The organism is Neisseria polysaccharea, from assembly GCF_963392925.1.
GTDB classification, from domain to species: Bacteria; Pseudomonadota; Gammaproteobacteria; order Burkholderiales; family Neisseriaceae; genus Neisseria; species Neisseria polysaccharea.
In genome coordinates this window covers 47,013-68,879 of sequence record NZ_CAUJNZ010000001.1, presented here as the reverse complement: position 1 = coordinate 68,879, position 21,867 = coordinate 47,013, and the positions used below count along the sequence as shown (strand labels likewise).

Genomic DNA, 21,867 nt, shown 5'->3' with positions numbered 1-21,867 from the left:
TTCACAACATTGGGCAGGCGTATTGTGTATTTTGGGGACGATTTTTTCAGACGGCATTTACCGTTTTTCCCCGATTGCCGCCGCGCCTAAAAACCGCCTTTCGCGCTTAATCAAAAATACCGCCAACGGAATATTGCCCAAGGCGACAATCAGATACAGCAGTGAAATGCTGTCAAACAAAAACAGCAGTACCGCACTCAAAACGGCGGCGGAAACCATAAAGATACCGTTAATGATATTGTTGGCGGCAACAGCGTGGGCACGGAAAGTTTCACTGCTGGCGGTTTGCAGCCAAGTATAGAGCGGTACGGAGAAGAAGCCGCCGAAAAAGCCGATCAGCATCATCACCAGCATGACGGGGTATGCCCATCCTTGCGATAAAAACCAAAAAATGCCGTTCAGCCCTTCAAAACGGTGTCCGTGCGTCAGCCACACCAAAACCAGGCCGCAAACCGTCAAACCCAACGCACCAACCGTTACCCAAGCCAACATCAGCCGTTCTCTGCTGAACTTGGCACACAGTACCGAACCGGCGGCAATACCGATGGAAAACAAAGCAAGCATCAGGTTAAAAACATTGTCGTTGCCGCCCAAATGGATTTGGGTAAAGGTCGGCAGTTGCGTAGTATAGACCGCGCCGACAAACCAAAACCACGAAATACCGATAATGGCGGTAAAGACGGGTTTGTACCGCACCGTTTCACGAAGCAGGGATTTTGTACCCCGGACAATATTCCACTCGATTTGGGTATCGACAGCCTTGGCGGGTACGGACGGCATAAGCAGGCTGCCGGCCGTGCCTCCGACGGCGACCAGCAAAACCAGTATCCCGACAATATAAGGCGGCGCACCTGCCACCGCAGTCCCCAGTATCTGACCGAACAGGATGGCGATAAACGTACCAGATTCAATCAGGCTGTTGCCCATCATCAGCTCTTCGTCGTCGAGATAATCGGGCAGGATGGCGTATTTCAGCGGGCCGAACAGCGTCGACTGCGCGCCCATGCAAAACAGGCAGAGCAAGAGCAGCGGGGCAGACCGGATATAAAACCCGTATGCCGCCACCACCATAATGATGATTTCCAGCACCTTGACCCAACGTGCCAAAACAGCCTTGTCGAATTTATTGCTCAACTGTCCCGACAGTGCAGAAAACAGGAAATACGGCAGGATAAACAGCAATGCACCCAAATTCAACATCTGTCCGGCAGGCAGAACGCCATTTTTTCCCAAACCGTAAAAGCTGATCATCACAAACAGCGCGGTTTTAAACACATTGTCGTTGAACGCACCGAGAAACTGCGTGCCGAAAAGCGGGGCGAAACGGCGGCTTTTAACCAGTCCCAAACCGCCTTTTTTAGCGTCCATCGTTTTCCTTCTCTTTTTCAATCAGTTTACTTGTCGAATCATCATCCATCAGAATGCGGTGCGCCGGCCCTTCCAAGTCGTCAAACTGCCCGTTTTTACCCGACCACCAAAAAAACCAGCCGATAACAAATGCCAAAATAATGCTGATAGGCACCAGAATAAACATACTTTCCATTACACCGCTCCGGTCAGGTCGGTCAGAATAAAAGTCTGCCCCGACACGTTCAAATACTCATTGCGTAAAGTCCCTACGGCCGCTTCGTCAAAAAACAGCTCGATACGGTCTTTGACGACACGCCAATATTGGGGAATTTCCGTCTGGGCAAACGGCGAAAGGACATGGTTGCCCGCCCCATCTTCCAATTTAACGGCAAAACGCCCACTCTGCGGCCGCGCCTCCGATTCATCGTCGGCAAGCAAGACAAAGAAGCCTATATGCTGTCCCGATTGGTCATGAATACTGAAATAATGCATAAATTCCCCACCCGCCTTTTTTCAGACGGCATCAACTAAAAACAGGGCGAATGTACCAGCTTGAATGGGAAAAATGCAAAGAATCCTCTCCGCAACCTCGAAAAACACCGGCAAACCGCATATTTTCCCTTCCCCGTCAAAATACCCGACTTCCGCCATTTTCACGCAAACGCCCGATTAAGCCAAGCAATTGCAAAGATTTTTTGCTAGAATAGCCTGCTTCTTTTATCAACCGTTTCAGACGGCCCCACTACTTTCCCGTCAAGGAAGGCAAAACGGATTCGGCACGAATCCGGTTAGTATCCGTGTTCGATTCCAATGCCGTCTGAAACTTTCCGGAGTAAGAAAATGTCCCAAAAATTGATCTTGGTTTTGAACTGCGGCAGCTCGTCCCTCAAAGGCGCGGTCCTGGATAACGGCAGCGGCGAAGTCCTGCTCAGCTGCCTTGCCGAAAAACTCAACCTGCCCGACGCGTACATCACATTCAAAGTAAACGGCGAAAAACACAAAGTCGACCTGTCTGCCAAGCCCGACCACACCGGCGCAGTCGAAGCCCTGATGGAAGAACTCAAAGCCCACGGCCTCGACAGCCGCATCGGCGCCATCGGCCACCGCGTCGTCAGCGGCGGCGAACTGTACAGCGAATCCATCCTCGTTAACGACGAAGTCATTGCCGGCATCGAAAAATGCATCCCGCTCGCCCCTCTGCACAACCCCGCCCACCTCTTGGGTCTGCGTGCCGCACAAAGCATTTTCAAAGGCCTGCCCAACGTCGTCGTTTTCGACACTGCCTTCCACCAAACCATGCCGGAACACGCCTACAAATACGCCATTCCGCAAGAATACTATGAAAAATACGGCCTGCGCCGCTACGGCGCGCACGGTACCAGCTACCGCTTCGTCGCCGACGAAACCGCGCGCTTCCTCGGCAAAGACAAAAAAGACCTGCGTATGGTTATTGCCCACTTGGGCAACGGCGCGTCCATCACCGCCGTCGCCAACGGCGAATCACGCGACACCAGTATGGGCCTGACTCCGCTGGAAGGGCTGGTAATGGGTACGCGCAGCGGCGACATCGATCCTTCCGTATTCGGCTTCCTCGCCGAAAACGCCAATATGACCATCGCCCAAATCACCGAAATGCTGAACAAAAAATCCGGCCTGCTCGGCATTTCCGGCCTGTCCAACGACTGCCGCACCATTGAAGAAGAAGCCGCCAAGGGGCATAAAGGTGCGAAATTGGCCTTGGATATGTTTATCTACCGCCTTGCCAAATACATCGGCAGTATGGCGGTTGCCGCAGGCGGCTTGGACGCACTGGTCTTTACCGGCGGCATCGGCGAAAACTCCGACATCATCCGCGAACGCGTGATCGGCTACTTGGGCTTCCTCGGTCTGAACATCGACCAAGAAACCAACCTGAAAGCCCGCTTCGGCAACGCCGGCGTGATTACCACTGCCGACAGCAAAGCCGTCGCCGTGGTCATTCCGACCAACGAAGAGCTGATGATTGCCCACGATACCGCCCGTTTGAGCGGCTTGTAAGGTTTTATCCTCACGCGAACTGCCTCCGGAAACGGAGGCAGTTTTTTTCTGCCCCCTGCGTCCGAACGATACGGCACTTTACGCCGCCGAGGCATTACGTTTGCCAGCACACATTCCTGCCGGATGACTGACTATTTTTTAATCAGTCTATTATTCTCTATAAAATACATATTCTTAAAACATTTACCCACAAAAGATACACACACCGGCAAACACCGGCTGTGTTTATCTTTTCTTATGCCTATTTTTTAATCATTGTATTTTTATCTTTTAATTTCAATAATCAAACCGACTTATACACATAGTTTTCACATCTTTGGACTGCTTCCGTGTGTATAGTGGATATTGCCGTTTTCCTTTCTGACAAAAATGCCGTCTGAGAACTTCAGACGGCATTTGAAACATCGGAATCAGCGGTTTTGTTCATACCACTCGATAAACTTGTCTGCTTTGACAAAACCCAGCAGCGGCTCGCTGCGGCTGCCGTCGGCGCGGACGACAAACACGCCCGGCGGCCCGAACAGACCGTATTCTTTCAACAACGCCTGATGCTCCGGCGTGTTGGCGGTTACGTCGATTTGGAAAAAGCGTTCCATATCGACAGCCTGATGCACTTCCGGCTGATTGAGCGTGTATGCCGCCATTTCTTTGCAGGAAATGCACCAGTCGGCATAAAAATCCAAAACGACGGGTTTGTCGGGATGTTCTTTCAACGCCGTATCCATCGCCGCCTTCAGCGCGGCAGTATCGGCAAACATTTTGCCGTGTTCCGAAGATTTGCCTGCTTCGGCCGGCGGATTGAGGGTCAGGAAATGGTGCAGCGCGGTTGTTTTGCCGTTTGCGCCCTGCCAGCCGAACCACGCGCCGCCTATCAGCAATATGCCGCCCAATGCGAATGCCGCAGCTTTCGGACGGCGTTTCTGCCTGCGTCCGTTGACCAGCAGCATAAAGGCAGGAACCAGCATCAGCAGCGTGTACAGCGCGACGACGAGATAATAGGGCAAGTGCGGCGTGGCAAGGTAAACGGCGACGGCTAGCAGGATGAAGCCGAATGCGTATTTGACGGCATTCATCCAATCGCCCGCCTTAGGCAGGATATGCCCGCCGAACGTGCCGATGGCAATCAGCGGAACGCCGGTGCCCAACGCCAAAGTGTAAAGTGCCAAACCGCCCAAAACCGCATCGCCCGTCTGACCGATGTAGCCCAAAGCAAATGCCAGCGGCGGGGCGACGCACGGCCCGACAATCAGCGCGGACAATATGCCCATAATAAAGACGGAAACGATTTTACCGCCTGAAAGTTTGCTGCTCTGGTTTTGGAAATACGACTGCACGGTGTTGGGAAGCTGGATATTGAACAGCCCGAACATAGACAGTGCCAAGACGACCATTAAAGCCGATGCCGCCAACACCACCCAAGCCTGCTGCAACCATACAGTCAGCAACGCGCCCGTCAGTCCGGCAACAATGCCGACCAGCGTATAAGTCAGAGCCAAACCTTGGACATAAACGACGGACAGCACAAACGCCCGCGCCTTGCCCGCCTTTTTGTCACCGACCACGATACTGGAAACAATCGGCAGCAGGGGATACATACAGGCGGTAAAACTCAGACCCAAACCGGCGAGAAAAAACGCCAAAAGATTGGCGTTGAGCGTATCCCAAGACAGCTTGAAACGGCTGTCGCCGCCCTCGTCCCCCTTCAGGGGCGGCAACGCCCCGCTGCCGTTTGGGGCAGAAGGCTGCAAAAAGCGGTCTTTGGCAGATACCGGTTCGTCGGTTTGCGGATGGTAAGTGCCGTTGCCGGAAATATCAAACTCGGTATCCACGGGCGGATAGCACACGCCGGCTTCGGCACAGCCCTGATAGGTCAAAACCAATTTATACGGTTCGCCGACAGCCTTTGCATAAGGAAAGGCAACCTGCGCCTCGTGATGGTAAACCGTCTGCCTGCCGAAAAACTCGTCTTCCTTCTCTTCACCTTTGCTGAAAGAAGGCTGTCCCAACAAATCCGCCGGATCGGTCTTGCCGACGATTTTCGCCTGATACATATAGTATCCGTCGGCAATCTTGAAACGGACGTTCACACCGTCGTCGGCAACGGCAAGCTCCGGCACGAATGCCTTTTCCGGCGGCAGCAGATCGTTCGCATCCAGCGCGAAAGCCCGTCCGCACAACATCAAAAATACGGCGAACAGGCAAATCAGTTTTTTCATAATCGAATCCGTTTCAGACAAATAATTTGTCCACATTATAAAAGGTAAGGTTGACGGTAAGATTTAATTTATGTAAAACCCCCATTGTCCCAGCCTATACGCATTTTTGCCGAACACATTATGTACGATGTAAACACCCACGATGTCCGCCGCTTTTTCGCCCGCGTGTGGCAGCAGCGGCTCAATCCACTGCAACTGAGCACACTGGAACAGAAAGCCCTCCGCATTGTCGAAGCCCATCCCGAATACCACCGCTATCTCGAACGCATCGAAGACCATCTGGACACCGACTGGCTGCCCGAAAACGGTGAAAGCAACCCCTTCCTGCATATGTCACTGCATCTGTCCGTCCAAGAACAGGCGGGCATAGACCAGCCGCACGGCATACGCGCCATCCACGACACCCTGTGCGCCAAACGCGGTCGGCTGGAAGCCGAACACGAAATGATGGAGGCACTGGCGGAAACACTGTGGACGGCGCAACGCTACGGCACCGGTTTGGATGTCAATTTCTACATGACCCGACTGCGCAAACTCATCGGCTTGGGTACAGAAGATCAAGCCAGGTTGAACCCGCATGAAATCGCCTGACCATACCAACCGCCTGCAAAATGCCGTCTGAAGCGGAACAACCCCTTTCAGACGGCACTCATTTTCCCCAAATTATTTCCACAACGCGCGTTTCAGCATAATCAACCAATCCTTCTTATCTAAAACGGGGCGTTGTGCAAACACATCGTAGCCGCACGCGTCCAGTTTCTGCAAAATCAACTGCGCCCCCAACACAATCATACGGAGTTCCAAACCGATACGCCCTTTCAATTCGCGCGCCAAAGGCGAACCCGCCTTCAGCATACGGAATGCGCGCCGGCACTCATACGCCATCAGCCGCTGAAACGCCGCATCCGCCCTACCCTCCGCAATCTGTCCTTCGGAAACACCGAATTTCAACAAATCGTCCTGCGGGATATAAACCCTGCCCTTTTGCCAATCCACAGCCACATCCTGCCAAAAATTTACCAGTTGCAAAGCCGTACAGATGCCGTCGCTTTGCGCCACGCACACCGCATCCGTTTTCCCGTACAAAGCCAGCATAATGCGTCCGACAGGGTTGGCGGAACGTCGGCAATAATCGGCCAGCTCGCCGAAATGCGCGTACCGCGTTTTGACCACATCCTGCGAAAACGCCGAAAGCAAATCATAAAACGGCTGCAAATCCAAACCGAACGGCACAACCGCCTCGGCATCCAATCGTGCAATCAAAGGATGCGCCGACCGGCCGCCCGATGCCAACACGTCCAACTCGCGCCGCAAACCCTCCAACCCCGCCAACCTGGCTTCAGACGGCATACTGCCCTCGTCCGCCATATCGTCCGCCGTCCGTGCAAACGCGTACACCGCGTGAACCGGCTTCCTCAACCTGCGCGGCAAAATCAGCGAACCGACGGGAAAATTCTCATAATGCCCAACCGACATACCTTCTCCATCCATCAAACAAAATGCCGTCTGAAACGGAACAAACCCTTTTCAGACGGCATCAGATACCTCCAAGCTGCCGGCAATCAGTGGTGGTGATGACCGTGCGGACCGTGGACATGACCGTGTGCGATTTCCTCATCGGATGCATTGCGCACGCTTTCAACCGTAGCCTTAAAGCGGATTTTCATGCCTGCCAAAGGATGGTTGCCGTCCACCACCGCCTTGCCGTCGGCAACATCGGTTACACGATAGACGACAACATCGCCGGTTTCAGGATCGTCGGCTTCAAACATCATGCCGACTTCGACTTCAACAGGAAACACGCCCACATCTTCAATACGGACCAACTCCGGATCCTGCTCGCCGAACGCATCGTCGGGAGAAAGCGCCACATCGACCGTATCGCCGACATCCTTACCGTGCAACGCCTCTTCCACCAAAGGGAAAATGCCGTCGTAACCGCCGTGCAGATACGCAATCGGTTCTTCGGTTTTGTCCAAAAGCTGATTGTTGGCATCATACATCTCATAATGCAGCGAAACCACGGAATTCTTCACGATAGCCATATTTGTCCTTTCAGGAACAGCAGATTGATTACAGGCGCATTCTAACACAACCGCCGCACCGGCCGATTACCGTTAACCTGTTCATAAACTGTACAGCACATATTTCAATGTAAATTTTTGTTATTTTATTGCGGTGTAACTTTTTTACAACATTCTTAAAAACCATTCCGACCTGTCTGCCGACTTCCCCAATCTGCCTTAATAAATCATACAAGATACTGAATTATATTAATCTCTATAATATTCATCCCTATCGAATTTTTAACAGCAAAACCGTTTTACAGGATTTATCAATCCGCCCGCCAGAAAACTTTTCATTCAAACTTGCTTTCCCATTTGCACACCGTTGCAATCCCCTATTTCGTGGTGCATAATTACGCAAAATTCAACAATGAATTTTCAACTTGGTTTGTAATGATGGTCGATAATGACCGTTTTACCCTAATTTGATTTAAATTGATTTTAAAGGTTACTAAAATGAAAACATCCCTGTTTGCCGCTGCTTTGTTGTCTTTGGCCCTGGTCGCCTGTGGCGGAGAAAAAGCCGCTGAAGCTCCTGCCGCCGAAGCTCCCGCTACTGAAGCACCTGCATCCGAAGCAGCCGCTTCTGAAGCTTCCTCTACCGAAGCCCCTGCCGCTGAAGCTGCCGCTTCTGAAGCTCCTGCCGCTGAAGCTCCTGCTGCCGAAGCTGCCGCTTCTGAGGCTCCTGCCGCTGAAGCTCCTGCTGCCGAAGCTGCTTCCGAAGCTGCAAAATAAGCATTTTCCGCTTGCAAAAAAGCAGGATACGTTCAGTATCCTGCTTTTTTGATTTTTCAGACGGCATCAGATTCCCTTCCTCAATCTTCTCCCTACCCTTCCGACAAACATGCTTGACCTTCATACCGAATTTTCCCGACTCCTGCCGGCAGACGAGATTGCCGAACCTTCTCCGACGCTTTTAAAAGATCAGCGCAACCGCTTTACGTCTGCACCAGACATCATTTTGCAGCCGCGCAGCGTCGAAAGCGTGCAAACCATTATGCGTTTTTGTTACGAACACCGCATTCCGGTTACGCCGCAAGGCGGCAATACCGGTTTGTGCGGCGCGGCAGTATCGGAAAACGGCGTATTGCTGAACCTTTCCAAACTCAACCGCATCCGCAGTATCAATTTGTCAGACAACTGCATAACCGTCGAAGCAGGTTCCGTACTCCAAACCGTCCAACAGGCAGCCGAAGCCTCAAACAGGCTGTTTCCACTCAGTCTCGCCAGCGAAGGCTCGTGCCAAATCGGCGGCAACATCGCCTGCAATGCCGGAGGTTTGAACGTATTGCGTTACGGCACGATGCGCGACCTGGTTATCGGTTTGGAAGTCGTCCTCCCCAACGGCGAACTGATTTCCCATCTTCACCCGCTACACAAAAACACCACGGGTTACGATTTGCGCCATTTGTTTATCGGTAGCGAAGGTACATTGGGCATTATCACTGCAGCCACGCTCAAGCTTTTTGCCCGCCCCTTAGACAAGGCGACCGCCTGGGTCGGCATTCCCGACATCGAATCCGCCGTCCGCCTGCTGACCGAAACCCAAGCGCACTTTGCCGAACGCCTATGCAGTTTTGAACTGGTCGGACGTTTTGCCGCCGAGTTGTCTTCCGAATTCAGCAAACTCCCCCTGCCGACACATTCAGAATGGCATATTTTACTTGAGTTGACCGACTCATTACCCGACAGCAATCTTAATGATTGGCTCGTCGAATTTCTTTATAAAAAAGGCTTTACCGACAGCGTATTGGCACAAAGCGAACAAGAACGTATCAATATGTGGGCGTTGCGCGAAAACATCTCCGCTTCACAACGCAAACTGGGAACCAGCATTAAACACGATATTGCCGTCCCCATCGGGCGCGTTGCCGACTTTGTCCGCCGGTGCGCCAAAGATTTGGAACAGAATTTCAAAGGCATACAAATCGTCTGCTTCGGACATCTGGGCGACGGCAGCCTGCACTACAATACTTTCCTGCCCGAAATCCTCAGCAATGAAGTCTATCGTTACGAAAACGACATCAACAGCACAGTCTATTGCAACGTTCTTGCCTGCAACGGTACAATTGCTGCCGAACACGGCATAGGTATCATCAAAAAACAGTGGCTGGACAAAGTACGCACCCCTGCCGAAATCGCCCTGATGAAAAACATCAAACAACACCTTGATCCATATAACATCATGAACCCGGGCAAACTTCTTCCATAAATAACTAATTCAAAATGAAATTATAGGAAATATCATGGGAATGACAGCAACCTATCAACTGGTCGATAATGAAAAACTGGCTTTGCTTAAAAATACCGATACCGAATGGCAGGAATTGTTTGAAGAACTGGAAGATTTGGAGGATGAGGCTGCCGTTTGCCTCGACATCGATAAAATGTGGGATGTTTTGCATTTTGTACTGACTGGAAAAAGTGCAGAAAATCCCTTAAAGGGCAATCTGTTATCCGAATCAATCGTCGGAACGGTACCCATTTCGGACGGCGACGGATACGCCGCTTATATCGAATCCGCCCAAATCCATGAAATCGTCTCAGCTTTGGAAGGCTTCGACATAAAAAGTGCAATGGAGCATTTCAGTATGCAGGTGTGCAAAGAGCATCATATCTACCCCGATATTTGGGATTATGAAGATGAAATTGATGATATAAAAGAAGAAATTACCGACTACTTTTACAAAATCGGCAATTTTTACAAAACCGCCCGGCATTCAAATAGCAATGTACTGGTCAGCATTTACTAAATATATTTCAAACATCACGGAAACTTTAATGAAGACAAAGTACGGAATCGCACTCAAGGAAACCTAGGTATTTCAACCTGGGAGACCATCATGAGTAAAAGTTACAGAAAACACCCCTTTTCCCCTATAACCACGGCAGTCAGCGAAAAACAGGACAAACGTCTTGCCAACCGGAAATTACGGAGAATAGCGCGCGAATGTCTGAAACAAGGAAAAGAACCACCCCACCATATCAGGGCAGTCAGCAACGTTTACGATTTCGCCAAAGACGGGCATTTCCGTTTTTCCGCTTCCCGTCATCCGCATCTTTTACGCAAATAGAAAACAGGGCAACCGCCCTGTTTTTCCGTTTCGTATTTCAACACCATTGTCTAAACAACCGTCAGACGGCATTGTTCAAATGCCGTCTGAAACCGCATCCCCCATCAGCGCGTATGCTTAATCAACCGCTGTTTTTCACGTTTCCAATCCGCCTCTTTCATACTCTGGCGTTTGTCGTGTTGTTTCTTACCTTTTGCCAAACCGATTTCCATCTTGATTTTTCCGCGTGAAAAATGCAAATCCAGCGGCACGATGGTGTAACCGGCACGTTCCGTTTTTCCGATTAATTTGTTGATTTCCGACTGTTTTAACAAGAGCTTGCGCGGGCGTACGGCATCAGGTTTGATGTGTGTCGAGGCAGTGGGCAACGCGGTAATATGGCAACCGACCAGATAAAACGCGTCTTTTTTCCAATAGATATAACTCTCTTTAAGCTGTACGCGTGCAGCACGGATCGCCTTGACTTCCCAGCCTTCCAATACCAAACCGGCTTCAATCCGGTCTTCAATGAAAAAATCGTGAAATGCTTTTTTATTATTCGCAATAGCCATAAACATCCTATCAATATCCGCCGTCAGACGGCATAAATCCGAAAACAGAACCCATCATACCGCCTCTTCAACCGCCTGCACAATCTTCTCGGGATACAGCCTGTTGAGGCAGTCGGTATGCCCCAACGGACATTCACGTTTGAAACAGGGCGAACATTCCAAGTGCAGGCTGACGATTTTCGCCCTGTCGCTCAAAGGCGGCGTATGCGTCGGGCTGGAAGAACCGTAAACCGCCACTACCTTTCTGCCCAAAGCTGCCGCCAAGTGCATCAGCCCGCTGTCGTTACACACAACCGTATCTGCCAACGACAGCAAATCCATTGCCTGCGACAAATCGGTCTTTCCGCATAAATTCACACATATGCCGTCTGAAAGGCGGTTGATTTCCTCGGCAATTTCATCATCTTTTTGCGAACCGAACAGCCAAACCTGCCAACCCGCCGCCGAATAATGTTTGCCCAACTCGGCAAAATGCTTTGCCGGCCAACGCTTTGCCGGCCCGAATTCCGCACCCGGACAAAAAGCCAAAACAGGCTTTCCAATATCCAAGCCAAAGGTTTCGACAGAAATTTTCCTCTGCCGTTCATCAATGGAAAACTTAGGAAATCCTGAACACCCGTCAAAATCTTTCTGACTCTGATGCGCAAGAGCCGTATATCTATCCACCATCAAAGGCAGACGTTCCTTATCCAGCCTGCGTATATCGTTCAACAGAAAATAACGGCTTTCTCCTACATAACCCGTTCTTTTTCCGATACCCGTTGCCAGCGCGATGATTGCCGATTTCAAAGAACCGGGCAGCACGATAACCTGATCGTATCCGCGCCGCCCCAAATCCCTGCCGACCCGCCAGCGGCGTTTCAACTCCAACGCACCGTGTCCGAACGGATTTTCAAGAATCTCATTCACTTCAGGCATACGCTCAAACACCGCCATCGACCACTTCGGTGCGAACACATCAATCGTGCAACCGGGGTGAAGTTCCTTCAAACGGCGGAACAAGGGCTGGGTCATCACACAGTCGCCTATCCAACTGGGGGAAATAATCAGGATTTTGATGGACATAACAAGAAACCGAAATCAGACAGGCAGAATTTTACCGCGAAACCGTTGGAAAACCTATCTTGCCGCATTCCGAACGCCGGACGTGCAAATATGAAAAAGCCTGAACAATCATGTTCAGGCTTTAGAATTTTGGCTCCCCGACCTGGGCTCGAACCAGGGACCTGCGGATTAACAGTCCGTCGCTCTACCGACTGAGCTATCGGGGAATGGGGCGTATTATAGCGTCCGGAAAAAATGTGTCAATCCTTAATTTTGTCCAAACGGGTAACAAAACTACAAATATATGAATGGAAAAGACATTTAACCAAATATGCCGTCTGAACGGGAAAACCGGCTTCAGACGGCATATTGGTTCAAATCAAACAATATGGAAGAAACTGCCGTTGCACGCAATTACAGCCGTCATCATTCCGTATTTATATTAAGATTACGCCTTGAGATTACGGACAACAGACAGGACGACAAGATGGATACCGTATCGGAACAGCAGGCCTCTGCTTTGGGCATCAGCTTGGGGTTTCACGATATTAACGGCGTATATCGCGCCACGCTGCCCGAGGTATGGGAAACGATAGCCGACACCTTGCAGAAAGACGGTGTTTCAGACGGCATTTATCTCGACACGCTGGCAGCCCGCGAACACGGATGCGAAAATCTGACCCTGCCGTCCGCATGGTCGGACGAAACGGAAACCGTTTTGGAAGATGAAAACGGCACACATCGGGTTTTACCCCTCGACCGCGACGATCACGGCACATACCGGCTTGCCCTGCCCGATCTTTCCTGCGGCTACTACACCCTTTCGTGCGCTGCCGGAAAAATCCGTCTGATTGTCGCACCGCAATCGGTTTACCGGCCGCCCGAAGCAAACTGCGGCGCAAGAATGAACGGGCTGACGGTGCATTTGTACAGCCTGCGTTCGCACCGCAACTGGGGCATAGGCGACTTTACCGATTTGCAGAACCTGATGGCTTATGCGGCAGAGAAAAAGCTGGATTTCGTCGGCATCAATCCGCTGCACGCGCTTTTCAGTGCCAAGCCTGCCTTTGCCAGTCCGTACAGCCCGTCTTCGCGCGAATGGCTCAATCCGATTTATCTCGATGTGGAAAAAGTCGGGGCGTTTTCCTACAGCGAAACCCTGAAAAACCGTTTTGCCCAAGAAAAAATGCAGCGGCGCATTGCCGCGCTGCGGATTACCGATACCGTAACCTACACGGCGGTTTGGGCGTTCAAACGCGAAGCTCTGCAGGCGGCATTCCAAGCATTTGAAACCGAACCGTGCGAAGCCGCCCAAAAGGAACGTGCGGCTTTTGCCGCATTTGCGGAAGAAAAAGGAGCGGCACTGTCGGGATTCGGGCTGTTTGAAGCCCTCGACCAATATTACGGTGGCTGCGACGGCATAGGCTGGCAATCCTGGTCTGCCGAGTTTCACGACCCCAGCGGAGAAGCCGTCAAAAACTTTGCCGCCAACCACGGACACGACATCCGTTTTCATATGTGGCTGCAATGGCTTTGCGCGGAACAATGGTACAAAGTGCAGGAAACGGCGGTCAGACTCGGCATCAAGTTGGGGATTTACGGCGATTTGGCGGTCGGCGTGGCGCGCGGCAGTGCGGACACTTGGTTAAACCGCCAAGATTATTGTATGGATATGTCTGTCGGCGCACCGCCCGATCCTTTGTGCCCGACGGGGCAAAACTGGGATTTGCCGCCGCTCAATCCGATAATGCTGAAGCACACGGGTTATGAGAAGTTCGCCCGGCTATTGCGTGAAAATATGCGGCTTTACGGCATCTTGCGCATCGATCATGTAATGGCTTTGTACCGCCTGTGGTGGGTTGCGGGCGAGACGACGGACTTGGGCGCGTATGTGCATTACGACGCGGACGTGATGTTTGCCATTTTGGCTTTGGAAAGCCGGCGCAACCGCTGCATCGTTATCGGCGAGGATTTGGGGACAGTGCCCGACCGGGTGCGTGATTTGTTGAACCGTTATCAGGTGTTTTCTTATAAGGTCGTGTATTTCAGCAAAGGCAGGCACGGCTTTGAATTGCCCGATGAATATCCCGAACAGGCGATTACGGTCGTCAGCACGCACGATGTCGCGCCTTTGGCGGGTTATTGGACGGGCAAGGATTTGGATTGGATGTTCCGCTTGGGCACGATTCCCGATGAGGAAACTTTTCAGACGGCATTGGAAGCGCGCGAACACGACAAGGCAGACCTGTTCGACAAGCTTAAACAATGCGGCTGTTTGGACAAAGACAGCACAATGCCGTCTGAAATGACGGAAGGGCTGATGTCCGCCATCCACAAATACGCCGCGATGAGCCGCGGCAGGCTGTATGCGGTGCAACTGGAAAACCTGCTGGGCGTGGGCGACAACCTGAATGTGCCGGGCGTTGCCGAAGGTTATCCCAACTGGGCGTGCAAAATGCCCGTCGCGCTGGAAGACTTTGCAGATTGCCGAACCATGACCGCCCAACTTGCCATGATTGACGGAGTCCGTATGAAAAAGAACTGCCCAACCCTTTCCTACCGCCAACCCGATCAAGCCGAACGCGACACGGTTGACAGCCTGTTTTTTGCGGCCCACGGCGACGTATTCGCCTATTTGGGACGGCACCGCCTTCCCGAAGGCGGCGAAGTCGTGCGCACGCTGATTCCCGACGCTTCTGCAGTAGATATTGTCAACCGTGAAAGCGGCGGACTGATTGTGCCGTCTGAAAAAATCGATGAGCGCGGATTTTTTGTCGCCGTATTGCCCGAAAACGCTCCCGATTACGCGCTGAACGTCTATTACGGCGGAAACGGCAACCCCGTGCGCGAAGAAGACCCCTACCGCTTCCCGTCGGCATTGAAAGAAATGGATTCTTGGCTGTTGGCGGAAGGCAGACACCTGCGCCCTTATGAAACTTTGGGCGCGCATTTTGCCGAAGTGGACGGTGTGAAGGGCGTGAGCTTTGCCGTATGGGCGCCAAACGCGCAGCGCGTGTCTGTCATCGGCGAATTCAATAACTGGGACGGCCGCCGCCATGTGATGCGTTTCCACCGCGACAACGGCATTTGGGACATCTTTATTCCGGCAGTCAAACTCAATGCCCTCTACAAATTTGAAATCCGTGATGTCGGCGGCAATGTGCGGCAAAAAGCCGACCCGTATGCCTTCGGTGCGGAGTTGCGTCCCAATACCGCATCTGTCGTGCGCGGTTTGCCGGAAAAAGTCGAAGCCCCCGACTTCCGCGCCCGCGCCAACGCCGTTGACAGCCCCATCAGCATTTATGAAGTGCATTTGGGTTCGTGGAAACGCAATCCCGAAAACAACTTCTGGCTGACTTACGAAGAGCTTGCCAAAGAACTGATCGCCTACGTCAAAGACATGGGCTTTACCCATATCGAACTCTTGCCCGTCTCCGAATACCCGTTTGACGGCTCGTGGGGCTATCAGGCGACCGGATTGTATGCACCGACTAGCCGTTTCGGTTCGCCCGACGAATTGCGCGCCCTGATTAAAGCCGCCCACGACGAAGGCATCGGTGTCATCCTCGACTGGGTGGTCGGACACTTCCCCACCGACGACCACGGGCTTGCCAAATTCGACGGCACGGCATTGTACGAACACGCCGACCCCCGCGAAGGTTTCCACCAAGACTGGAACACCCTGATTTACAACTTCGGCAGGAACGAAGTCAAAAATTTCCTGCAAGGCAACGCCCTGTATTGGATAGAACGCTTCGGCTTCGACGGCATCCGCGTTGACGCGGTGGCTTCGATGATTTACCGCAACTACTCACGCAAAGACGGCGAGTGGATACCCAACCAATACGGCGGCCATGAAAACCTTGAAGCCATCGCTTTCCTGCGCGATACCAACACCATGTTGAAAAAGGAAGTTCCGGCTGCCGCCGAAATTGCCGAAGAATCCACCTCGTTCGCCAACATAACCCGTCAAGAAGGTTTGAACTTCAGCTTCAAATGGAATATGGGCTGGATGAACGACACCCTGCGCTACATGATGGAAGACCCCATCAACCGCAAATACCACCACAATAAAATGACCTTCGGAATGATGTACCAGTACAGCGAAAACTTTGTGCTGCCCCTGTCGCACGACGAAGTCGTGCACGGCAAACGCTCTCTGCTCGGACGGATGCCCGGCGACTGTTGGCAGCAATTCGCCAACCTGCGCGCCTACTACGGCTTTATGTACGGCTTCCCCGGCAAAAAACTCTTGTTTATGGGCAACGAATTCGCGCAAGGCAGAGAGTGGAACTACAACGAAGGACTGGATTGGTTTTTACTCGAACAAGAAGGCGGCCGGCACAAAAGCGTGCAAGACTTCGTGCGCGATTTGAACCGCGTCTATAAAGACACCGCGCCGCTTTACCAATTAGACCAATGGCCGGAAGGCTTCGAGTGGCTGGTTGCCGACGACGGCGACAACTCCGTATTCGTCTTCGAGCGACGCGACCGCGAAGGCAACCGCGTCATCGTCATCAGCAACTTCACGCCTGTGGTGCGCGAAGGCTACCGTTTCGGCGTAAATTCTGCCGGCGGATACCGCGAAATCCTCAATTCAGACGGCCTGCATTACAAAGGCAGCGGCGTTTCTACCGGCGCAACGTTGGAAACGGAAGAAGTTTGGTCGCACGGCAAACCAAATTCCCTGTCCGTAACCGTACCGCCGTTGGCAACGGTTTACCTGTATCAGACGGCACAAAGCCAAACCGGGGCGGAAAAAACCTCCGATGCCGTCTGAAAGGCGGACGGGGCTTGAACCCCTCAAGCCCCGTTGTCCGCCGCACCCGTCAAAACAATGCCGTCTGAACTTCGCCGCGTTCCAAAGCCAGTAAAAACTGTTTGCGGTTCAACCCGCCCGCGTAGCCGGTCAGTTTGCCGTCGCTGCCGATGACGCGGTGGCAGGGAATCAGAATGGACACTTTGTTCTGCCCGTTTGCGGCGGCAACGGCGCGGACGGCTTTGGGGTTGCCCAAACGCTGCGCCTGCTCCTTATAACTGCGCGTTTCGCCGTAAGGAATCGCCAAAAGCACGTCCCACGCCTGTTTTTGAAACGCCGTACCAATCATTTCCAAAGGCGTGGCAAAGGTTTTCAGACGACCCTTGAAGTATAAGTCCAATTCCTGCCGCAGAAGTTGCGTTCGCTCATCTTCCCGAAACACAAACCGTCCGCGCAAGGCTTTTTGGACGGCGGTAATTTCCTGTTCCATATGCTTCTGCCCGACAAATTCCAGCAAACACAAGCCTTTACCGCCGAACACCGCCAACATCTCGCCCAAAGGCGTGGCAATGGCGGCAGCGGTCAGTTCATTCGAGCTATCAGGATAACGTGCCTCCAACAGACGGATGGCTCGGCGGATACGGACATATTCTTCAGGCGCGCAACTGATACGGTCGATAAAATCCTGCTCGAACTGTTTGGCTTCGTGTTCCGTCAGATTGGGATACGGCATGACTTCACACTCAAAAGCTTGGGTTTCGAGCCAATGGCGGATTTCATCCCATTTTGACGGCAGATTGTTTAAGGAAGGCAGGGTAATCATTCGTTTGCTCCGTATCTCTATCATGGATTTGACGGCAAAATCCCTAATTTTCGCCATTCCCGCACGCCGATGCAGGAACGGGCTATGACGTAAATCTTGAGGGTGTTGGGTTGCGGCAATTCCTAAATATTCGATATTTCCAAAGCCTCAGGGAAAGGAATTAAAGATTTCAGACGACCTGCAAAGAGTCGTCTGAAACCACGGATTTTTGCATTTGCGCATTTCGGCACATCATCCAACCGTTTCGGCACATTCCTGCCGCCGTTGACAGCCTATAATGAATCCACTTATTCATCAAGCAAAGGAATCATCTATGCAAACCCGCATCCTCTCCACAGTACTGCTGGCTTTTTCAACCGCTGCCTTTGCCGAGGGCGCATTCACGCTGCAATTCGACAACCCGTCCAAAGACGGCGGCTTCACGCAAAACCAGCTTTTGAGCGCGCCTTACGGCTTTGGCTGTTCGGGCGGCAATGCTTCGCCCGCGCTGTCGTGGAAAAATCCGCCCGCAGGGACAAAAAGTTTCGTCCTGACCGTTTACGATAAAGACGCGCCGACCGGCCTGGGCTGGATGCATTGGGTGGTCGCCGACATTCCCGCCGATGTCCGCCGCCTGCCCGCAGGCATTACCGCGCAAGACGGCAGGTTGCCCAAAGGCGCGCTGCAAACCCGCACAGACTTCGGCACGCCGGGCTACGGCGGCGCGTGTCCGCCCGAAGGCAGGAAACACCGCTACGAATTCACGCTCACCGCGCTAAAAGTCGCCAAGCTGCCGAACATCACCGCTGAATCCACACCCGCGCTGGTCAGTTTCTTTACTAAGGCAAACAGCTTGGGCGAAGCGAAATTCACGGTCGAACACCGACGCTAACCTGCCCCGTGCGCCGATATGCTGCCGACTCCACTTCCGAGCGGACCGCCGACGGTACGCAACCGAACCTCTCTTTGAAGCGCGCGCTGAAACGGGACGGGCAGTCATAGCCGACCGCGCCGGCAATCTGCGCCACCGGCCATTGCGTAACCTGCAATAGCGTCAGCGCGCGCATCATGCGTACATCCGTCAGCAGCGTACGGAAATTCGTGTCCTGCCTCGCCAACCGTCGCCGCAACGCGGCCTCGCTGCAATTAAGCCGCTGCGCCAGCATCGCCGACGACCAGTCCGCAGCCATATCGGCGGTAATCAGTTTGCGAATTTGCCGCATCAGGTTGACGCCTTCGTACACGGCAAAACCGATGCCGTCATGCTGCAACCACGCCAACACGCCGCAAAGCGCGGCCTCCGCAGCATTGTGCGGCACTTCTTCATCCGCCAGTACCGCAGCCGCATAATCAAACGCCGCGCCCATACGCCCGGGGTGCGGCAGCTTTACCGCATCGCACACTGCCTGTACCGTCCCGTATTGTGCGGCGAACCTTTCTACGGTTTCCTGTTCGAAAGCAATCCATTGCGCCTGATAGAGGCCGTCTGAATCGGGAATATTGATGACGTCAAACGTCTGTCCGCCTGCCAATGCGACCGCCTCACCCGACGCAATCCTCAATTTGCGCCCCGCCCACCGCAGCTTCTTGCATCCGCACCGCACGATAAGCACAGCCGGTTCATATACCGCCACGCTGCGGTACAAGGCGGTATGATGTTGCACAATGCTGCCCAAAGCACCCAATCGTTCGCGCGTATGAAAGTAATTTGACGGCACGGTTATCTTCCTCAATGTTTCAACACACAGGGCTGCACATAAAGGTGCAGCCCTGTTTACCCTGATTTGGGAGGGGTTACTTCCCAAAAAATAAACCAAAATCCCACCGCCCCGAATGGCCGGGTTTCAACCATATTCCGTCGGCGTACCTGCAACTTGACTTCCTCCCCTGTGGGGGAGGCTCAGGGAGAGGGTAAAACGGGGCAGATACAGACAATATTTCCATTGCCGTCCCAATGCCCGCTCCCTAACCCTCTCCCACGGGAGAGGGAATGGATTGCCGTTTAAATAAATCGCTCTACATAAAAATCAATGCGTTATCTCAAATTTATGTTAAATCTAAGCAAATGGTCGGATATCCATATTCGGCAAACAATCTGCTTTCAGACGGCATTTCCAGCCAACAAGCGCGCCAATATCCCCTCATACACCGCAGACAGCTTCGGAATATCATCCAGCTGCACGTTTTCGTTGATTTGGTGGATGGTGGCATTGGACGGGCCTAATTCGATGAGTTCTTTGGCAATGGCTTTGATGAAGCGTCCATCCGAAGTGCCGCCGGTGGTGGATAATTCGGTCTCTACGCCGCAGGTTTCGGCAATGGCTGCGCGTGCCACGTCGGTCAGTTTGCCCGCATGGGTCAGAAAGGGCTGCCCCGAACACGACCACTGCAAATCATATTGCACGCCGTGTTTGTCCAAAATGGCGTGGACGCGTTGTTTCAGCCCTGCTTCGGTGGACTCGGTGGAGAAGCGGAAATTGAATTTGACGTTCAACTCACCCGGAATGACGTTGGTCGCGCCTGTGCCGCCGTTGATATTGGAAATTTGAAAGCTGGTCGGCGGGAAGTATTCGTTGCCTTCGTCCCAGACTTCCTGCGTCAGCTCTAACAAGGCCGGAGCAAAAGTATGGACGGGATTGATTGCCAAATGCGGATAAGCAATATGGCCTTGCTTGCCTTTGACAGTCAGATTGCCCGACAGCGAGCCGCGCCGGCCGTTTTTAATCATATCGCCCAATTTGTCCACGGCGGTCGGTTCACCGACGATGCAGTAGTCAATCAACTCGCCGCGCGCTTTCAACACATCGACGACTTTGGTCGTGCCGTCCAGCGCGTCGCCCTCTTCGTCGGAAGTAATTAGGAGCGCGATGCTGCCTTGATGGTCGGGGTGTTCGGCAACAAAGCGTTCGCAGGCGGTAACAAAACAGGCGATGCCGGTTTTCATGTCCGCCGCGCCGCGCCCGTATAATCTTCCGTCGCGTTCGGTCGGCTCGAACGGGGGCGAATCCCATTTTTCAACAGGGCCGGTCGGCACAACGTCGGTATGCCCTGCAAAACAGACGACGGGGGCTTTCGTGCCGCGTCGCAACCAGATGTTTTTGGTGTCGCCGAAATGAAGCTCTTCTACGGCAAAACCGATTTTTTGCAGGCGTTCGGCAAGCAGTTGTTGGCAATCTCGGTCGTCGGGGGTAACGGACGGGCGGGAAATCAACGCTTTGGCGAGTTCTAGGGATTGGGTTTCGGTCATTTTGTTCACTTTGGAAATCAGGTCGTCTGAAATGTCTTGAAGCTGATTTTCAGACGACCTTTGGGTTGATAGGTTCTAAATCATTTGCCATGACAGGCTTCATAAAGCGGCAGCAAATCTTCCACCGTTTCGGCTATCCATTTTGCTACATCCTGTTTGCCCAAATCGTCGCGTTCGATGTGTTTGCCGATGCAGAAAAAGTCTTCGTCGTTTTGCAATCTTCGGTCGGATTCACTTTGTTGTGCGACGGTGCGATAGTCGTCGTATTCGCTTTCCGCGCCGTGCCACATATCGAATGCGGCGTATTTTTCAGTGTCAAAATTATCCAACCAACGGTTGTAATCAGGCAGCGCAATCGGCGACACGTCGGCTTTGTAGCAGTGCCAATCCAAGCTGACGCTCAGTCGGCGGCGGTTGAGCAGTATCGACAAAATCGCGGCGGAATTTTTATATTGTTCGTATTTGAAGTAGGCAAAGAAATGGGCGCGAACCTGCCAGCCGTTACACCAGCGTTCGATGTGCGGCGGCGCAAACGGCGCACCCAATTCGGCGGCAACCTGCTGAATCAGCTGCTGCCATATCTGCCAGTTTTCTTTATAGTCAGCCTTGATTTGCGGAATGCTTTCAGGCTGGTATTTTTTAAGCTGGGAAAATTGGAAAAACGGGATATTGAACAAATCGCAACTTTTCGGGGTCAGCATAATATATCCTTGAGACGATT

At 52.6% G+C, this 21,867-nt stretch carries 20 protein-coding genes and 1 tRNA gene; 8 read left to right on the top strand and 13 right to left on the bottom strand.

Going from position 1 to position 21,867, the window contains the following annotated elements:
• Positions 1–57 precede the first annotated feature (57 nt).
• The 3 genes from RDY34_RS00305 to RDY34_RS00295 are packed head-to-tail and all read right to left on the bottom strand — an operon-like array spanning position 58 to position 1,842.
• Positions 58–1,368 carry an MFS transporter gene (locus RDY34_RS00305; RefSeq protein ID WP_308184439.1) on the bottom strand — a complete coding sequence of 437 codons (1,311 nt, stop codon included), beginning with the start codon at positions 1,366–1,368 and terminating at the stop codon, positions 58–60.
• Positions 1,358–1,543 carry a cbb3-type cytochrome oxidase assembly protein CcoS gene (ccoS, locus tag RDY34_RS00300; protein WP_003688317.1) on the bottom strand — a complete coding sequence of 62 codons (186 nt, stop codon included), beginning with the start codon at positions 1,541–1,543 and terminating at the stop codon, positions 1,358–1,360. Before ccoS ends, RDY34_RS00305 begins: the two co-directional genes overlap by 11 nt.
• Positions 1,543–1,842, bottom strand: a complete 300-nt coding sequence (locus RDY34_RS00295; protein WP_025457793.1) for an HLGFF motif protein — start codon at positions 1,840–1,842, stop codon at positions 1,543–1,545. The genes ccoS and RDY34_RS00295 overlap by 1 nt, the downstream gene beginning before the upstream one ends.
• A 348-nt stretch (positions 1,843–2,190) precedes the next feature.
• Between RDY34_RS00295 and RDY34_RS00290 the strand changes: the two genes are divergently transcribed.
• Positions 2,191–3,387 carry an acetate kinase gene (locus RDY34_RS00290; protein ID WP_308074166.1) on the top strand — a complete coding sequence of 399 codons (1,197 nt, stop codon included), beginning with the start codon at positions 2,191–2,193 and terminating at the stop codon, positions 3,385–3,387.
• A gap of 410 nt (positions 3,388–3,797) precedes the next feature.
• On the opposite strand, the gene RDY34_RS00285 is transcribed toward RDY34_RS00290, so the two are convergent.
• Positions 3,798–5,639: a protein-disulfide reductase DsbD gene (locus tag RDY34_RS00285; protein WP_308073197.1), complete on the bottom strand. Its 1,842-nt coding sequence runs from the start codon at positions 5,637–5,639 to the stop codon at positions 3,798–3,800.
• A gap of 84 nt (positions 5,640–5,723) precedes the next feature.
• Between RDY34_RS00285 and RDY34_RS00280 the strand changes: the two genes are divergently transcribed.
• Positions 5,724–6,194, top strand: a complete 471-nt coding sequence (locus tag RDY34_RS00280; RefSeq protein WP_308073217.1) for a DUF1841 family protein — start codon at positions 5,724–5,726, stop codon at positions 6,192–6,194.
• Between the two features lie 72 nt (positions 6,195–6,266).
• On the opposite strand, the gene hpnC is transcribed toward RDY34_RS00280, so the two are convergent.
• Entirely contained in the window at positions 6,267–7,079 is an 813-nt protein-coding gene (gene hpnC, locus RDY34_RS00275) for a squalene synthase HpnC (protein WP_308074291.1), read from the bottom strand.
• An 86-nt stretch (positions 7,080–7,165) separates the two neighbouring features.
• Complete coding sequence (locus RDY34_RS00270) at positions 7,166–7,648, bottom strand: FKBP-type peptidyl-prolyl cis-trans isomerase (RefSeq protein ID WP_003751245.1); 483 nt, start codon at positions 7,646–7,648, stop codon at positions 7,166–7,168.
• A 477-nt stretch (positions 7,649–8,125) separates the two neighbouring features.
• Between RDY34_RS00270 and RDY34_RS00265 the strand changes: the two genes are divergently transcribed.
• The 4 genes from RDY34_RS00265 to RDY34_RS00250 all read left to right on the top strand — a co-directional run bounded on the left by RDY34_RS00265 (position 8,126) and on the right by RDY34_RS00250 (position 10,743).
• Positions 8,126–8,404 carry a hypothetical protein gene (locus RDY34_RS00265; RefSeq protein ID WP_042742373.1) on the top strand — a complete coding sequence of 93 codons (279 nt, stop codon included), beginning with the start codon at positions 8,126–8,128 and terminating at the stop codon, positions 8,402–8,404.
• 109 nt (positions 8,405–8,513) lie between these two features.
• A complete protein-coding gene (locus tag RDY34_RS00260) occupies positions 8,514–9,881 on the top strand; it encodes an FAD-binding oxidoreductase (protein WP_003751238.1) in 1,368 nt (455 codons plus the stop codon).
• Positions 9,882–9,921: 40 nt separating this feature from the next.
• Positions 9,922–10,422: a YfbM family protein gene (locus tag RDY34_RS00255; protein WP_239991872.1), complete on the top strand. Its 501-nt coding sequence runs from the start codon at positions 9,922–9,924 to the stop codon at positions 10,420–10,422.
• A 90-nt stretch (positions 10,423–10,512) separates the two neighbouring features.
• Entirely contained in the window at positions 10,513–10,743 is a 231-nt protein-coding gene (locus RDY34_RS00250) for a hypothetical protein (protein ID WP_003708686.1), read from the top strand.
• 104 nt (positions 10,744–10,847) lie between these two features.
• Here the strand turns inward: RDY34_RS00250 and smpB are convergent, their stop codons facing one another.
• The 3 genes from smpB to RDY34_RS00235 all read right to left on the bottom strand — a co-directional run bounded on the left by smpB (position 10,848) and on the right by RDY34_RS00235 (position 12,565).
• Positions 10,848–11,294, bottom strand: a complete 447-nt coding sequence (gene smpB, locus RDY34_RS00245) for an SsrA-binding protein SmpB (protein WP_010358325.1) — start codon at positions 11,292–11,294, stop codon at positions 10,848–10,850.
• 54 nt (positions 11,295–11,348) lie between these two features.
• Entirely contained in the window at positions 11,349–12,359 is a 1,011-nt protein-coding gene (gene waaF / locus RDY34_RS00240) for a lipopolysaccharide heptosyltransferase II (RefSeq protein ID WP_003751234.1), read from the bottom strand.
• Positions 12,360–12,489: 130 nt separating this feature from the next.
• A tRNA-Asn gene (locus tag RDY34_RS00235) sits at positions 12,490–12,565 on the bottom strand.
• A 260-nt stretch (positions 12,566–12,825) separates the two neighbouring features.
• Between RDY34_RS00235 and glgB the strand changes: the two genes are divergently transcribed.
• Positions 12,826–17,118: a 1,4-alpha-glucan branching protein GlgB gene (gene glgB, locus RDY34_RS00230; protein WP_308073220.1), complete on the top strand. Its 4,293-nt coding sequence runs from the start codon at positions 12,826–12,828 to the stop codon at positions 17,116–17,118.
• Positions 17,119–17,167: 49 nt separating this feature from the next.
• Here the strand turns inward: glgB and RDY34_RS00225 are convergent, their stop codons facing one another.
• Positions 17,168–17,977: a methylated-DNA--[protein]-cysteine S-methyltransferase gene (locus tag RDY34_RS00225; protein ID WP_308073198.1), complete on the bottom strand. Its 810-nt coding sequence runs from the start codon at positions 17,975–17,977 to the stop codon at positions 17,168–17,170.
• A 256-nt stretch (positions 17,978–18,233) separates the two neighbouring features.
• On the opposite strand from RDY34_RS00225, the gene RDY34_RS00220 reads away from it, so the two are divergent.
• Positions 18,234–18,791, top strand: coding sequence for a YbhB/YbcL family Raf kinase inhibitor-like protein (locus RDY34_RS00220; RefSeq protein ID WP_308073199.1), 558 nt, complete (start codon positions 18,234–18,236; stop codon positions 18,789–18,791).
• Here RDY34_RS00220 and RDY34_RS00215 read toward each other — a convergent pair.
• The 3 genes from RDY34_RS00215 to RDY34_RS00205 form a co-directional block, all read right to left on the bottom strand.
• On the bottom strand, positions 18,769–19,584 hold the full coding sequence (locus tag RDY34_RS00215; RefSeq protein WP_308073222.1) for a helix-turn-helix transcriptional regulator: 816 nt from the start codon (positions 19,582–19,584) through the stop codon (positions 18,769–18,771). The two genes, RDY34_RS00220 and RDY34_RS00215, sit on opposite strands and share 23 nt — an antisense overlap.
• Before the next feature lie 416 nt (positions 19,585–20,000).
• Positions 20,001–21,146: a succinyl-diaminopimelate desuccinylase gene (gene dapE, locus RDY34_RS00210; RefSeq protein WP_308073200.1), complete on the bottom strand. Its 1,146-nt coding sequence runs from the start codon at positions 21,144–21,146 to the stop codon at positions 20,001–20,003.
• 80 nt (positions 21,147–21,226) lie between these two features.
• On the bottom strand, positions 21,227–21,847 hold the full coding sequence (locus tag RDY34_RS00205) for an HI_0552 family protein (protein WP_003750147.1): 621 nt from the start codon (positions 21,845–21,847) through the stop codon (positions 21,227–21,229).
• Positions 21,848–21,867 lie beyond the last annotated feature (20 nt).